The sequence below is a fragment of the uncultured Sphaerotilus sp. genome (assembly GCF_963924895.1).
Taxonomy (GTDB): Bacteria; Pseudomonadota; Gammaproteobacteria; order Burkholderiales; family Burkholderiaceae_C; genus Sphaerotilus.
The window spans coordinates 87,179-102,664 of the sequence record NZ_CAWURG010000022.1; the positions used below are offsets into that span (position 1 = coordinate 87,179).

The 15,486-nt window shown below is 69.7% G+C and carries 8 protein-coding genes; 7 read left to right on the forward strand and 1 reads right to left on the reverse strand.

Annotated features, from left to right (window positions below; genetic code table 11):
* Positions 1-6 precede the first annotated feature (6 nt).
* From AABN02_RS09480 to AABN02_RS09490, 3 genes are all read left to right on the forward strand, one after another.
* Positions 7-1,221, forward strand: a complete 1,215-nt coding sequence (locus tag AABN02_RS09480) for an HDOD domain-containing protein (protein ID WP_338414678.1) — start codon at positions 7-9, stop codon at positions 1,219-1,221.
* Between the two features lie 47 nt (positions 1,222-1,268).
* Positions 1,269-4,181 carry a PAS domain S-box protein gene (locus AABN02_RS09485; RefSeq protein ID WP_338414679.1) on the forward strand — a complete coding sequence of 971 codons (2,913 nt, stop codon included), beginning with the start codon at positions 1,269-1,271 and terminating at the stop codon, positions 4,179-4,181.
* A 77-nt stretch (positions 4,182-4,258) separates the two neighbouring features.
* Positions 4,259-4,954, forward strand: coding sequence for a response regulator (locus AABN02_RS09490; RefSeq protein WP_338414680.1), 696 nt, complete (start codon positions 4,259-4,261; stop codon positions 4,952-4,954).
* 9 nt (positions 4,955-4,963) lie between these two features.
* Here the strand turns inward: AABN02_RS09490 and AABN02_RS09495 are convergent, their stop codons facing one another.
* Positions 4,964-6,241 carry an ATP-binding protein gene (locus AABN02_RS09495; RefSeq protein WP_338414681.1) on the reverse strand — a complete coding sequence of 426 codons (1,278 nt, stop codon included), beginning with the start codon at positions 6,239-6,241 and terminating at the stop codon, positions 4,964-4,966.
* A 173-nt stretch (positions 6,242-6,414) separates the two neighbouring features.
* Between AABN02_RS09495 and AABN02_RS09500 the strand changes: the two genes are divergently transcribed.
* The 4 genes from AABN02_RS09500 (at position 6,415) to AABN02_RS09515 (ending at position 15,441) form a co-directional block, all read left to right on the forward strand.
* Positions 6,415-10,371 carry a response regulator gene (locus tag AABN02_RS09500; protein ID WP_338414682.1) on the forward strand — a complete coding sequence of 1,319 codons (3,957 nt, stop codon included), beginning with the start codon at positions 6,415-6,417 and terminating at the stop codon, positions 10,369-10,371.
* A gap of 13 nt (positions 10,372-10,384) precedes the next feature.
* Positions 10,385-12,553 (forward strand): EAL domain-containing protein, encoded by a 2,169-nt coding sequence (locus tag AABN02_RS09505; RefSeq protein WP_338414683.1) that lies wholly within the window; start codon positions 10,385-10,387, stop codon positions 12,551-12,553.
* A 275-nt stretch (positions 12,554-12,828) separates the two neighbouring features.
* Complete coding sequence (locus AABN02_RS09510) at positions 12,829-14,160, forward strand: undecaprenyl-phosphate glucose phosphotransferase (RefSeq protein ID WP_338414684.1); 1,332 nt, start codon at positions 12,829-12,831, stop codon at positions 14,158-14,160.
* Between the two features lie 57 nt (positions 14,161-14,217).
* Positions 14,218-15,441 carry a hypothetical protein gene (locus AABN02_RS09515; protein WP_338414685.1) on the forward strand — a complete coding sequence of 408 codons (1,224 nt, stop codon included), beginning with the start codon at positions 14,218-14,220 and terminating at the stop codon, positions 15,439-15,441.
* Positions 15,442-15,486 lie beyond the last annotated feature (45 nt).

Sequence of the window (15,486 nt, forward strand, 5' to 3'; positions counted from 1 at the left end):
CGGCGCGTGTCTCCCACCATGCAGTCCCCGGACGCCCCCATCCTCGGGCAGGTGGCCCTGAGCTACTGTCCGATCATCGACAGCCAGCGCAACGTCATGGCCACGCGGCTGTCGGTGTTCCCGCTCGGGCATGCCCGCTGGCTGCCGGTGGGCGAGCTGCTCACGGCGGTCAGCACGGTCTGGCCGGCCGACGGGCCGCAGGTCGTGCTGTCGGTGCGCTGCGAAGGTTTGCTGGCCGACCTGCTGATGGTCCAGCCCTCCGCGAACGTGATGATCGAAGTGCCGAAGTTCATGGCCTGCGATCCGGTGCACCGCGACTCGATCCTGCAACTCGCCGACAACGGCAACACGCTGCTGCTGTCCGGCCGTCCGGACCAGCCGCTGCCACGCGCCCTGCTCGGCGCGTTCAAGTACGCGATCATCGATCTCGCCGACGAGCGGCGTCTGGACGGCGGCCCGGTGCCGGCCGGCGTGACGCGCTCGATCGGCTTCTTCCAGGAAGGCGTGCAGACCATCGAGCAGATGGAAGGCGCGTTCCGGCGCGGTGCGGTGGCGGTGCTGGGCTGGCCGGTCGAGGAGACTGTCATGGCGCCCCGGTCCGGCGGTGCGCCGCGACCGGACCTGCAGGTCACGCTGCAACTCATCCACCTGGTCCATGAGCAGGCGCCGCTGGCGCAACTGGAGGCGACCCTCAAGTTCGATCCGGCGCTGGCCTTCAAGCTGATGCGCTACATCAACTCGCCGGTCTTCGGCCTCACGGTGGAGGTCACCTCGTTCTCGCACGCCGTGATGCTGTTGGGCTACCGGCGGCTCAAGCGCTGGCTGTCGCTGCTGCTGGTGACGGCCGGCAGCGACAAGAACCAGCGCCCGGTGATGTACGCCGCGGTGCGCCGCGGCCTGCTGATGGAGGCCCTGTCCGGCGAGGACTGCAGCCCCGAATACCGCAACGAGATGTTCATCTGCGGGGTGTTCTCGCTGCTGGACCGCATGTTCCAGCGCCCGTTCAGCGACCTGCTGCGCACGCTGCCGGTGCCGGACGGCGTCTACCAGGCGCTGGCCGAGGAGCGCGGGCCGTACCACGCCGCGCTCGACCTCGTGCGCACGCTCGAAGGCGGTAGCGGCCATGACGTGCGCGAGACCGTGTCGCGGCACGGTTTCCAGATGCGCCACGTCAACCGCGCATTGCTGCACGCACTGGCCAGCGCCTTCCAGCTCGGCTGAACGTCCGGCGGCCCTGCGCGCTGCGGGGCGCTGCTTACACTGGCGGCATGAAGCTGCCTCTTGTCCTGCTGGATGCCCTGGTCGAGTCCGTGCTGGTGTTCGACGACTCGGCCCGACTGGTCCACGCCAACCAGGCCGCCCTGCGCCGCCTGCCCTGCGAACCCGGCATGAACCTCGCGGATCTCGGCCCGGCACTGGGCCAGCCGCTGCAGGACCGCCTGCGCGCCGTGCTGGCCGGCGGGCGGATCGAGGCCTACTTTCCGTCCGGTGGCGGCGCAGGGGCAGGTCCCGTGCTGTCGCTGCTGGAGAGTGGCTCCTGGGTGCTGTGCCTGCCTGCGGAAAACGCTGCATCGACACCACCCCGCAGGCCGCTGACGCTGATCGAGCGGCCGCTGCGCGAGTTGCGCACCCTGCTGTGGTCGGCCCCGTTTCCCGCCATGCTGCAGGACGAGGACTTCCGGCTGCTCGACGTCAACGATGCGTTCCTGGCTCTCACGGGCCGCACGCGCGCCTCGCTGATCGGCACCGATCCGATCGAGCTGGGCCCGCCGGACGAGCGCGACATCACCCGCCAGGAACGCGAGCGCTTCGACCGCGAACCCGCGACGTTCATCGGCCCGGCGCTGCGCGAGTCGCGCCTGATCGACAGCGACGGCCGCGCACGCTGGGTGCGTTCGACGCGGTATGCCACGGGTGGTGGCCCCGCGGGCGGGCGCCGGCTGCTGATGACGGTGCTGCAGGACACCACGTCCGAACACGCGGCGCGCGAACAGGCCGAGCGCTTCTCGCGCGAGCTGGACCAGTGGTTCGACCTGAGCCCGATGGGCATGGCGCTGTTCGATGACCGCGGGCTGGTGCTGCGCGCGAACCAGGGCTTCGAGGCGCTGGCCGGCGGGCCGCTGGTCGACCTGAGCGAGGCCTCGGCGCCGCTGCGGGTGCTGCTGAACTGGACCCAGGGTGCGATGGCGCAGCCGATGTCGCCTGGTGGCGCCTGGGTCAGCAGCGAAGGTGCGCTGCCCCATGCAGATGGCCAGACGCGCTGGGTGCGGGCGCTGCTGCGCTGCGACGAGGTCCGGGCCGGGCGCCGGCGCTACATGTGCATGCTCGAAGACCGCTCGGCCGAGGACGAGCGCGATCTGGCCCAGGCGCGGGCGGAGCAGCTGCTCGGCGAGCTGTCGACGATCCTGGAAAGCTCGCCCGCCGGCATCGCCTCGCTGCACGGCGAGGTGCTTTTCCAGTGCAACAGCCGCTTCGAGCGCATGCTGGGTCTGGCGCCGGGGACGGCGGTCGGCGGCACCATCCGCCGGCTGCTGGCGGGCGGGGCGCAGGGCGCGCTCGACCAGCTCGATGCGGTGCTCGACCGGGGCGAACAGTACGAGACCGAGGTGGTCGTGGAGGACGAGGAGGGCGCACGCCACTGGTATGCCGTCACGATCCGCCGCACCGGCCCGGCCGGGCGCCAGCCGCTGGCGATTGTCGTGCTGTCCGAGATCACGCGGCTGAAGGCGCAGCAGGCCGAACTCGCCCGCTTGGCCAGCGAGTCCGAGCGCATGGCCGGTGTGCTCGGCCAGCAGGCGGACCGCACGCGCGCCGTGCTCGATTCGGTGCTGGTCGGCATCGTCACCGCGGACGAGCAGGGCCGCATCTCCTGGCTCAACCGCTCGGCGCGCCGCATGTTCGGTGGTGATCTGGGCGATTTCATGGGCCAGCCGCTGCACATCGTCGCCACCGACGAAGCCGAACATCCCTTCCGGCGCACGGTGCAGCTGTTCGGCGAGCTGCGCGACAGCGAGGCGCTGCAGTTCGAGTGCCGGGTCCAGGCGCGGGATGCGCGCACCTTCTGGGTGGTCGGCAATGCGGTGGCCACGCTGGGGCTGCAGGGTGACCGCGAGATGACCTTCGCGCTGATGGACATCGACCAGCGCCGCCAGGCCGAGGCGCGCATCGCCGAGGCGCAGGCCTCGCTGCAGCGCATCATCGAGGCCGCACCCATGGCCATCACGGTCTGTGATGCGGCGACGCTGCGGGTGCTGCAGCTCAACCGGGCGGCGGCGGGGCTGTGTGGGGTGTCGGAGTCGGAGGCGGTCGGGCAGCCGCTGGTGCTGCTCCATCCGCAGCCGGTGGCCGCCAGCCTGCAGTCGGACATCGACGAGGCGCTGGCCAATCCGCAGGTCGTCACACCACGCGAATACCGCCTCGTGCGTGACGGCCGCACGGAGGTCTGGGATGCCCGCTTCCTGCCGCTGGCGCGTTCTGAGGACCGCGTCGACCAGTTGCTGATGGTCTCCACCGACGTGACCACCCAGCGCGAGGCGCAGCGTGCGGAGCTGGAGGCGGCGATCGCGCGGCGCGACATGCTGGTGCAGGAGGTCCACCACCGCATCAAGAACAACCTGCAGGGCGTGGCCGGCCTGATGCAGCAGGCGGTGGTGCGCTACCCGCAGGTGCAGCCGATCATTGCCGAGGTGGTCGGGCAGGTGCAGGCGATCGCGCAGGTCTACGGGCTGCAGGTCGGCAACACCGGCCTGCTGGCGGTGCGCAGCGTCATCGAGGCGATCGCGCAGTCGGTGCAGCGCACCTTCGGCCGGACGATCGCGCTGACGGTCGAGGGCGATCCGGGTTGGCGCTGGCTGCTGCCGGAGGGCGAATCGATCCCGATCGCGCTCGCGCTCAACGAGCTGTTCACCAACGCGGTCAAGCACAGCCCGGCCAGTTCGGTGGTGGTGTGCCGGCTGCTGCTGGAGGCGGACGCGGTGCGGGTCGAGATCGGCAACCAGGGGCGGCTGCCGGCGGAATTCCGGCTCGACCGCCGGCCGGACACCGTGTCAGGCCTGGGGCTGGTGAGCGCCTTGCTGCCGCGGCGCGGCGCCACGCTGTCGCTGACACAGCAGCAGGACCAGGTGGTTGCGGCGCTGCGGCTGGCGCCGCCCGTGGTCCGGTGTGAAAACACAACCCCTTGAGGAGGGGCGGTACCGCCGGGAGCGACCTGCGCGACAATCTGGTCTGATTTTTCCTTTACCCCACCCAGGACTTCATGGTGTCAGACAAGTCGGCAACTTCCCCGCGTGGACGGATCCTGGTGGTGGACGACGACCGGCTCGTTCTGGCCACGGTCGTGCATGGCCTGAAGCACGCCGGCTTCGACATCCTCGACGCCGACAACGGCGATGACGCCATCCTGCTGGCCCGCCAGCACCGGCCCGACCTGGCGCTGCTCGACATCCGCATGGACGGCATGAGCGGCTACGACGTGGCGCATTACCTGCGCGAGGCGCTGCAGATCCCGTTCATGTTCCTGTCGGCGTTCTCGGACGAGGCGACGCTGGCGCGCATCCAGGCGCTCGGGGCGCTGGCGCTGCTGGTCAAGCCGCTGGACATCGCGCAGCTGGTGCCGGCGGTGGCGTCGGCGCTGGACGAGGTGCACCGGCGCAGTGGTGCGTCGAACGTGCCGGCGGTCGCGGCGCCGGCTGCGGCAGGGACCGTGCCTGCGCTTGCGCTTGCGCCCGCGGAGACCGGTGTGCCGGTCGCCGCCGAGGGGACGATCCCCGCTGCGGCGCTGCCGACCGTGGTGGCGATGGCCGTGGGGATCGTGATGCACCGCTTCTCGCTGGCCCGCGGACCGGCGCTGGAGCGGCTGCAGCGGCTGTCGGCGCAGGAAGGGCGCGGCCTGGAGCTGACCTGCACCGCCATGGTCGAGGCGCTGGAGCAGCTGGCGCTGCCGGGTTCGGTGTGAACGCGTCGATCAGCCGAGCGTGAAGTAGAAGGTCGCGCCTTCGTTGACCGCGGCTTCGGCCCGGATGTCGCCACCGTGGCGGCGGATGATGCGGCGCACCGAGGCCAGACCGACGCCGGTGCCGGGGAACTCGGTGGCGCCGTGCAGCCGCTGGAAGGCGCCGAACAGCTTGCTGGCGAAGCGCATGTCGAAGCCGGCGCCGTTGTCGCGCACGAAGAACTCCGGCCGTCCCGCCACGGTCGTGGTGCCGAACTCGATGCGCGTCACCTCGCGGCGGGAGGCGTATTTCCAGGCGTTGCCCAGCAGGTTGTCCAGCATCGCGCGCAGCAGGACCGGGTCGCCCTGCGTGGCCAGTCCGGCCTCGATGCGGATGTCCGCCTGGCGCTCGGGGGCCTGCTGGCGCAGCTCCTCGATCACCTGGGTGGCGAGTTCGGTCAGGTCGACCGGCACCGGCTCGATCGCCTGCGTGGACAGCCGCGACAGCGCCAGCAGCGCATCGATCATGCTGTTCATGCGCGCCGCGGCGCCGAGCACCCGCTCCAGATGGTCGTTGCCGACGCGGTCGAGCAGGTGGCCGTAGTCCTCGCGCACGATGCGGGTGAAGCCCTCGATGACGCGGATGGGCGCGCGCAGGTCGTGCGAGACGGTGTAGACGATGGCCGAGCGGTCGTCGTCGGCAGGATCGCGCGGTGGGGGTGGGGCGGGCGTCGGTGGGGGCGGAGCGTCGATCGGCGGAGCCACGGCCGGCGTGGAGGGCGGCATCCACAGGATGCAGCAGTTGCCCGGCAGGTCCAGGCGCTGCACGCTGGCGTCGGGTGTCTGGGTCAGGCTCTGCGCCAGCCATTCGCTCACCATCCGCCCGAGCGCGGGTGAATCCGCGCTGGGCAAGGTGGCCTGGGCCGCGTTGTTGGAGGCCAGCACGTGCGGTGCGGCGTCGCCGGTGCGCACGAGCAGCGCCGGTCCGGGCAGGCCGCGCAGCAGCCGGGTCTGCAGCGCGAGCGACTGCGCGGTGGTGAGCCGCAGCCCGTCGGGCAGGGCGGCAGTTGCCGGCGTGGGTGAGGGGGGCACCGCCGTGGCCGGTGCGGGGCTGCGGCGTGTGGCGGTCCAGCCAATGGTCAGGAACCCGAACCCCAGCAAGGCGATGGCCCAGCCGAGCCGGCCGGGCGTGGAGGGGGGGCTCAGCCACTGGGCCAGCCACTGCGTCGACACCAGCAGGGCCAGCGCTGCCAGACACAGCAGGATGGCCCGTGTCACAGGGTGCAATCCGGACTCGGGGGGTGACGACATGTCAGGGATTGTAGGGACTGGTTTCCAGACGATCGGGCGCAGTTGCAACGAGATGGATGCCCTGCGCGAGACTTCGGCGAAATTGCGCAATTGGGTCGTCCGGCGTGTCGGGTGCGGGCCGGGCTGCACCTATGCTTGTGCGACCGAACTGACCAACCTTGTACACGCTTGCCATGCCCTCCACCGACGTGACGTCGGCGCCCGCGGTTGACCCGGCGCCGATGCGGCTGCCGATCGACGATGCCCGCACGACCGACCACCCGTGGGCGCTCGACATCTGCGTGAGCAGCGGACCCGGCGCGCTCGAGGAGCCGGACGGCCTGATCACGGTGTCCGGCGGCGAGGACGTCCCTGCGCGCATCTCGGACGAACAGGCCCAGACCCAGGCGCTCTTGCTCTCGCGCCGCCTGCATCTGGCGGCGACCTTGCAGGAAGGGCTGTGCCTCGTGGCGCCGGTGCTGTCCCTGTGGCTGCGCGCGAGTGGCTTCTGCCTGCTGCGCGTGAGCGACTGGAGCGACGAGGGCGCGCTGGTGCAGCCCTGGGCACTGCGCGACAGTCCGACCGAAGAACTGATCGACCTCGGCCAGATGGCCACCACCCACGCCAGCGAGGCGCCGCTGGGCACGGCGCTGGTGCTGCTGCGGCCGGTGCTGGCCGTGCTGTCCCCCGCACAGCCGGCATTGCCCTGGCGTCCGGACGGTGTGCGCGAGGTGCTGGCGCTGCCCGTGGTGCACCGGCACCGCGCCGTGGCGGCCATCGAGTTCCACAACCCTGCCGAGTCGACCTCGGCGCTGCGGCAACTGCTGGAACTGGTCGGGCTGCACCTCGGTCACCTGGCCGCCCGCGACGAGCAGGTGCGGGAGGTGGAACGCTCGGCGCAGCGGCTGGCGCGGGTGGCGCTGCTGGCGGCGCGGGTCGGGCGCGGCGCGGTCATCACGGATGCCGAGGGCGTCATCGAGTGGGCGCACCCGGCCTTCGTGCAGGCCACCGGCCACTCGCCCGGCAAGATCTGCGGCCGCACGCTCTGGGATGTGCTGCTCGGCGACGCCGAGGACGACCGGCTGGCGCTGCTGCTGCGCGAATGCCTGTTGCGCGGCGATGACTTCGTGCGCGAGTTCGTCGCCCGGCGCGGCCGGGACGACATGCTGCCGGGCGATCCCTACTGGCTGGAGATCGATGCGCAGGTCGTCGTCGACGAGACCTCCGGGCGGCCGCAGGTGGTCTGTGTCTGCCGCGACATCAGCGACCGCAAGGAGCGCGAGTTCGGCATCGACGAGGGCCGGGCGCTGCTGGCGGTGCTGACCGAGCACATCCCGATCAGCCTGGTGGTGCTGGATGCGGAACGGTTCCGGGTCGTCTCGCTGAACCGGCACGCGGAGCTGGAGTTCTCGGCCCACAGCGCGCAGGTCGGCGGCTGGGATCTGGACGAGCTGCTCGGGCACGGCGTGCAGCAGCGGGTGCAGGCCTGCCTGACGCGCGCGGTGGACAGCCACGACGCCATCGAGCACGAGTTCGAGCGGCCCACCGCCGACGGGGACCGCGTCATCAGCGCCCGCTACGTCGCGGTGCGCAACCGGCTCGGCCGGCCGACGGTGGTGATCTGCCAGTTGCGCGACGTGACCCAGCAGCGCCGCGACGCCCAGCAGCTGCGCGAGTCCGAGGAGCGTTACCGCGAGCTGGTCGAGTCGATCGACGAGGGTGTGTTCGTCACCGATCCGCACCGGGACAGCTACTTCTACATCGGCGCCCGCGTGTACGACATGCTCGGGCTGGTGGCCTCGCAGGTGCTGCCGCATGCGGAGCTGCTGCCGCTGCGGGTGCTGCCGGAGGATGCGCCGCTGCTGGAGCAGCAGCGGCTGGACGAGCCGCGCTCGGTCAGCACGGACGTCACCGTGCGCATCCGCCATCCACAGCGCGGCGTGCGGTGGCTGCGCCAGCGCACGCGCACCCGCGTGTTGCAGGACGGCGAGATCCGCGTCTACGGCCTGATCGACGATGTCTCCGAGGAGCGCGAGCGCGAGCTGCAGCTGCAGGCGGCGCGCGACGCGGCCGAGGCGGCTTCGCGCGCCAAGAGCCAGTTCATGGCGACGATGAGCCACGAGATCCGCACCCCGATGAACGGCATCCTCGGCATGACCGAGCTGCTGCTGGGCACGGCGCTCAACGACCGCCAGCGCCGCTTCGCCCAGGCGGTCTACCGCTCGGGCGAGAGCCTGCTGGAGATCATCAACGACGTGCTGGACTTCGCCAAGATCGAGGCCGGCAAGCTGGAACTGGCGCCCTCGGAGTTTTCGCTGCGCAGCGTGGTCGAGGACACGCTGGAGCTGCTGGCGCCACGTGCGCACGAGAAGGGCCTGGAGCTGAGCTTCCGCGAGGCACCGGGCCTGCCGGCGACGGTGCTGGCCGATCCGCTGCGCCTGCGCCAGGTGCTCACCAACCTGGTGTCGAACGCGATCAAGTTCACCGAGCACGGCGAGATCACGGTCGATCTGCACCACGCGCCCGCGTCGGTGGCGGGCAATGTGCTGTTGGTGTTCACCGTGCAGGACACTGGCATCGGCATCGCGACAGACATGCTGCCGCGCCTGTTCAACGCCTTCACGCAGGTCCACGTCGGCCTGTCGCGGCGCTATGGCGGCACGGGCCTGGGCCTGGCGATCTCGCGCCAGCTGGTCGAGCTGATGGGCGGGGCGATCACCGTGCGCAGCCAGCCGGGGGTCGGCTCGGCGTTCAGCTTCACGCTGCCGGTGAGCGCGGGCAGCGGCGATCCGGCGCTGACCCAGGGCCTGGTGGACACGACGGCCATGCCCAGCATCCGCGTGCTCGTGGTCGATGACCACCCCACCAACCGCACCGTGCTGGAGAACATGCTGACCGCCTGGGGCCTGCGCGTGACGCTGGTCGGCGATGGCGAGCAGGCGCTGCAACTGCTGCGCACGCTGCCGCTGGACGTGCCGCCCTTCGATCTGGCGCTGATCGACTGGCACATGCCCGGCATGGACGGCATCGAGCTGGCGCAGCGCCTGCGCGCGGACGCGCTGATCGACCGGACGCAGCTGGTGCTGCTGTCCTCGGTGGCCGCGCCCGACGATGTGCGGGTGGCGCAGGAGGCCGGCTTCGTCCGCTTCATCCACAAGCCGGTGCGCAAGGCCGAACTGCGCCAGGCCATCCTCGGCATCGCCGCCGCGCGCCAGGAGGCCGAGGTCCGCATGCCGCAGCTCGGCGCCTCGGTGCTGGTGGTCGAGGACAACCCGGTCAACCAGGAAGTCATGAACCAGATGCTGCAGCGCATGGGCTGCAGCGTGCGGGTGGCGGGGTCGGCGCTGGAGGGCCTGCGTGCGCTGTGCGAGGACCTGTTCGACCTCGTGCTGATGGACATCCAGATGCCGGGCATGGACGGCGTGGAGGCGCTGCAGTGGCTGCGGCGCGGCCCGACACCGCGCTTCACCTTCATCACGCCGCCGCAGACCCCGGTGGTGGCCGTGACCGCGAATGCGCTGGAGGGCGACGAGGAGCGCTTCCTGTCGCTCGGCTTCGACGCCTACCTGTCCAAGCCCTACCGGCAGGGGCAGCTGCTGGCGATGCTCGGACGCTATGTGGGCACCCGGCTGGGCCGGCGCGGACAGCTCGACATCGAGGCCGCTGCGCGCACTGCGCCCGGCGTGCTGGCCGGCTTCGGCGACCGCGACCAGGACGCCGACGACCAGGACGCTGATGGCCTGCAGACCGCGCCGGAGCCGACCCTCTTCCTGGCCCTGGAGGAGGAGCCGCCACTGCTGGACGCCACCGCCATGCAGCGCCTGCACGATCTCGATCCGGGCGGACGCAACCAGCTGGTGCGCCGGGTGATGCAGGCCTTCGATGCGTCGATCAGCCGCTTGCTGCCGATGCTCGATCCCGGCCCGCTCGGCCTGGATCCGGCGTCGGTCCTCCATGTGGCCCACACGATGCGCTCCTCGTCGAACAGCCTGGGCGCGCTGCAGCTCTCGGCCGTGTGCGCGGACCTGGAGCAGGCGCTGCGGCGCGGCATCGGCATGGCCGAACTGGTGCCGCGCCTCGACGTCCTGCGCGGCGAAATGCAGCGTGTACAGGACGGTGTGCAGCAGCACCTGGCCTTGCGGATTGACTGAGCGGGACCAACGATTGAACTACGAACATCCCACCGTGGCGCCCGGCATCGACCGCCAGCCGCGCATCCTGCTGGTCGACGACGACGAGGTGAACCTGCTGCTGACCGGGGCGGCGCTGCGCGAGCGCGGTTTCACGGTCCAGGAGGCCACCGGCGGCGTGGCGGCGCTGCGCATGCTGGCCGACTGGTCGCCCGATGTGATGGTGCTCGACGCGGTCATGCCCGGCATGGACGGGTTCCGGACCTGCGAGGCGCTGCGTGATCTGCCCGGGTTCGAGCTGATGCCAGTGCTCATGCTCACCGGACTGGACGACGAGGCCTCGATCGAGCGGGCCTTCGATGCGGGCGCGACCGACTTCTTCGTCAAGTCGCACCACTGGAGCCTGCTGGCCGGGCGCCTGCGCTACCTGCTGCGCACCTCGCACATCCAGATGGAGCTGCTGCGCAGCCGCGCCAAGCTGGCCCGTGCGCAGGACCTCGCCCGCATGGGCAGCTTCGACTGGCGCCTCGGTGGCGGCCTGCAGCTGGAGCCCGAGGCGCTGCGCGTGATCGGCCACGGGCCGCGCGCGCCGCTGTCGGTGCCGGAGGTGATGCGGCTGCTGGTGCCCGGCACCCGCCGGGTGATGGCGCCGCTGCTGCGCGATGTCGTGCGGCATGGCACGGTGCTCGACAGCGACGTGACCATCCGCCTGCCGGACGGGCGCGAGCGCATCGTCCACGTCGAGGCCGAGCCTGAATTCGACGACCAGGGGGGTCTGTGCGCCTACGCCGGCATCATCCAGGACGTGACCGACCGGCGCCTCATCGAGGACAAGATCCGGCACCTGGCCAACTTCGATGCACTCACCGGGCTGCCCAACCGGCGCCAGCTCATCTGGCGTGCCGAGCGCGCGCTGGAGCAGGCGCGCCGCATGGGCCACGGTTTCGCGCTGCTGCTGATCGACCTGGACCGCTTCAAGAACATCAACGACACCCTCGGCCACGGGCAGGGGGACGAGCTGCTGGTGGAGATCAGCCGGCGCCTGCGCACCTGCGTCCACCATTGCGACCAGATCGCCGACATGAGCATCGACGCCGCCGTGCTGCGCTCGCACCGCTCGCTCGAAGCGGTGGGACGGCTCGGTGGCGACGAGTTTGTCGCGCTGCTGCCCGAGGTGGAGGACGAGGCCCAGGCGGTGCGCGTGGCACAGGGCATCCTGCAGGCGATGCGCGAGCCGGTGGTGCTGGGCGGGCGCGAGTACTTCGTCACCGCCAGCGTGGGGGTCGGCCTGTTTCCGCGCGACGGGGTCAGCGTGGTCGACCTGCTGCGCAATGCGGACGTGGCGATGTACGCGGCCAAGTCCGGCGGACGCAATGCGCTGCAGGTCTACCGGCCGCACCTGGCCGGGCAGGGCCGCGAGCGGCTCGAACTGGAGAGCGCGCTGCACAAGGCGATCGAGCGCAACGAGCTGGTGCTGCACTACCAGCCCAAGGTCCGCGTGGGCCAGGCGACCGTGGTGGCCGTCGAAGCGCTGATGCGCTGGCGGCGCAATGGCGTGCTGGTGCAGCCCCGCGAGTTCATTCCGCTGGCCGAGGAGACCGGCCTGATCGTGCCCATGAGCGAATGGGCCATCGGCGAGGTGGCGCGCCAGATCGGCGTCTGGCGCGATGTGCACGGTGTGGAGCTGAGCGTGGCGGTGAACCTGCCGAGCCGGGCCTTCGAGCGCTCGGACTTGGTCGATCTGGTGCGCACCGCCACCGAACGCCACGGCCTGGCGCCGCGCGCGCTGGAGCTGGAGATCACCGAGACCGGTCTGATGCAGAACCTCGACCGTGTCATTCCGGACCTGCACCGCCTGACCCAGATCGGCGTGGAAATCGCCATCGACGACTTTGGCACCGGCTACTCCTCGCTGGCCTACCTGACCCAGCTGCCGATCAGCGAACTGAAGATCGACCGTTCCTTCGTGCGCGATCTGGGCGTGACGCGGCAGAGTGCTGCGGTGGTCACGGCCGTCATCGCGCTGGCGCGTTCGCTGGACCTGAAGGTGGTGGCCGAAGGGGTCGAGACGGACGTGCAGCGGGAGGTGCTGTTGCAACTGGGCTGCGACGAGATGCAAGGCAATCTGTTTGCCTGTGCGATGACACCGGATGAGCTGATCCGGTGGCTGCCGGCCTGGACGCCAGAGCGTGCACCCCCCTAACATGAGGGGATGCCTTCGGACTTAGTGCCGAAGCCTGTGGCCAAACTGAAATAGGTTGGCACTTTCTCTGAAGACAATAGAAGCTCTAATCTCATGGTTTGCTGCCATGCAGTCGGATGTACATCGACCACTCCCTTCCAGATGCGCTTGACGCTTGCGTGCCCGAACTGCCTCGCGGGATTCCCGCGTTCAGCTCCGCTGGGGGATTACCTTTGAACCATCCAGTTGACTCCGGGGGCGTCTTTCCGATGGCCCCGCAATCAGTTCCTGTTTTCGTGGCTGCCCTGGCCGAGCCACTGCTGGCGGTGGTGTGCCTGCTGCTGACGTCGCTGTGGCTCGGACAGCCGATGGACCGCTCGGTGATGCTGCTCAGCGTGTTCACCATGACGCTGATGTTTCCGGGCACCAACCGCTTCTACGAGCGGCCTTCGAATTCGGCGGTCGACATCGTCGCGGCCTGGGCGGCGGTGGTGGCCATCCTGTTCCTGTGCGGCTATGCGTCGGACAGCCTGCAGTTCTTCCGCCGCGATGTGGCTGCCGTCTGGGTGGTGAGCACACCGGTGGCACAACTGGTGTTCGTGCTGGTGGGACGCTGGCTGATGCGCCGCTTTGCGGCCCAGGCGGAGCGGCGTCGGCCAGCCCTGGTCATTGGCGGCGGTCCGCTCGGGGCCAGGATCGCCGAGGCGATCCTGGCGCGGGCGCCGTACGGACACGACCTGGTGGGTCATGTGGAGGACCGGCATGCGGACCGGTGTGACGAGCGTGCGCGTGGGCGCCTGCTCGGCGGACTCGACGACCTGCCGGCGCTCATCCGCGAGCACCGCATCAAGGACGCCTACATCACCTTCGCCCTGAGCAGCCAGCCCCGCATCCGCCAGATGATCTCGACGCTGCAGGATGCGGCGGTGTCCATCTATCTCGTGCCGGACGTGTTCGGCGTCAACGTCATCCAGGGCCGCATGCGCAACATGGATGGCGTTCCGGTGGTGAGCCTGCTGGAGAGCCCGTTCGTCGGTCTGAACGGACTGGTCAAGCGGCTGTCGGACGTCGTGCTGGCGAGCCTGATCCTGGTGCTGATCGCGCCGGTGCTGCTGGTCGTGGCGGTCGGCGTGAAACTCGGCTCGCCCGGGCCGGTCATCTTCCGGCAGCGGCGCAACGGGCTGGATGGCGACGAGATCGTGGTCTACAAGTTCCGCTCGATGCGCGTGATGGAAAACGGTGCCAAGGTCACCCAGGCCACCAAGGGCGATCCGCGCGTCACCCCGTTCGGAGCCTTCATCCGCCGCACCTCGCTGGACGAGCTGCCCCAGTTCATCAACGTGCTGCAGGGCCGCATGAGCATCGTCGGCCCGCGTCCGCACGCGGTGGCCCACAACGAGCAGTATCGTCCGATCATCCGCTCCTACATGGTGCGCCACAAGGTCAAGCCCGGCATCACGGGCTGGGCCCAGGTCAATGGCTTCCGCGGCGAAACAGACGTGGTCGAGAAGATGGCGGGCCGGGTGCACTACGATCTGGAATACCTGCGCAGCTGGTCGCTCGGGCTGGATCTGCGCATCATCGCGCGCACGGTCCGGCAAATGCTGTTCGACCGCAGCGCCTACTGATCACCGACCTTTGATTCCCCTTATCCAACCCACACGACAGGCAGGACCATGTTCAAGATGACGCTCCCTCCGCAGTATTCCGTGCGCCCGCTGGCGCTGACGCTGGCGGGTTTTGCCTGTCTGGCCGCCGGCAGTGCGCAGGCTGAAACCAGTCCGTACTACATCGGCGTCTCGCAGCGTTTCACGCACAACAGCAATGTGTTCCTGAACACGGATGCGCAGGCCAAGTCCGACACGATCTCCTCGACCGGCGTGCGCCTGGGCCTGGACCAGCCCATCAGCCGCCAGCGCCTGACGGCCAGCCTGAGTGCCAACGCGAACCGCTACAGCAGCCTGAGCACGCTCAACAACACCGACTACGCGCTCGATACGCGCCTGGACTGGGAAACCGTCGAGCGCTTGTCGGGCAATGTGGCGCTCTCCTCGCGCCAGAGTCTGCCCACCGATGCGGCGGCACTGTCCAGCGGACTGCGCAATCTGCTGACCGTCAACAGTGCCAGCGTCCAGGCCAATCTCGGGCTGGTCACGATGTGGAGTTTTGATGCGGGTGCTGCCCTGTCGCGTGCGCGTTATTCCGAGGCCACCTACGCCCGCAACAACGTCAACCAGATGTCGATCAATGCCGGTGTGCGGGTCACGCCAGCCAGCGGTCTGACCCTGCGGACCGGCCTGCGGCACGCCAATGTCGACTACCCGAACGCCAGCAACGAGGTCCGTCGCAACGACCTGGATTTCTCGGCCATCATCAACCCCGGTGGTGCCAGCACGTTCAACGGCCGTGTGAGCCTGACGCAGCAGCACCAGTCGCTCGTGGATAGCAACACGAACAGCTGGACCGGCGCGCTCGGCTGGAACTGGAAGCCCACAGGCAAGCTCTCGACCAGCCTGAACCTGACACGCGATTCCAGCAACGGCAGCTATGACTTCACGACCGGTGCGATCAACGTGGCCTCGTCCAACAGCGCGATCACCACGACGCTGGGACTGACCACGCAGTGGGAAGTCACGTCCAAGATCGCCATGACCGGCACCCTGGCGCATGCCCGCCGCTCGCTGGACAATTCCCTGACCATCGGCAATGGCGTGTTGCCTTCCTCGGCCAGCGACAGGACCAACAGCCTGGGTCTGAACGTGCAGTACGCCGTCCTGCGCAATGTCGATGTGGGCTGTGGCGTCAACTGGAGCGAGCGCAGTGTCTCGTCGACCAACGGCAACAACGGTCTGACGGCGCCGTACAGCGCGACGACCTACAGCTGCTTTGGTCAGGCCATGCTGCGATAACAAAAACGGGCGCCAAGGCGCCCGTTTCGTTGTGTCCTGTGAACG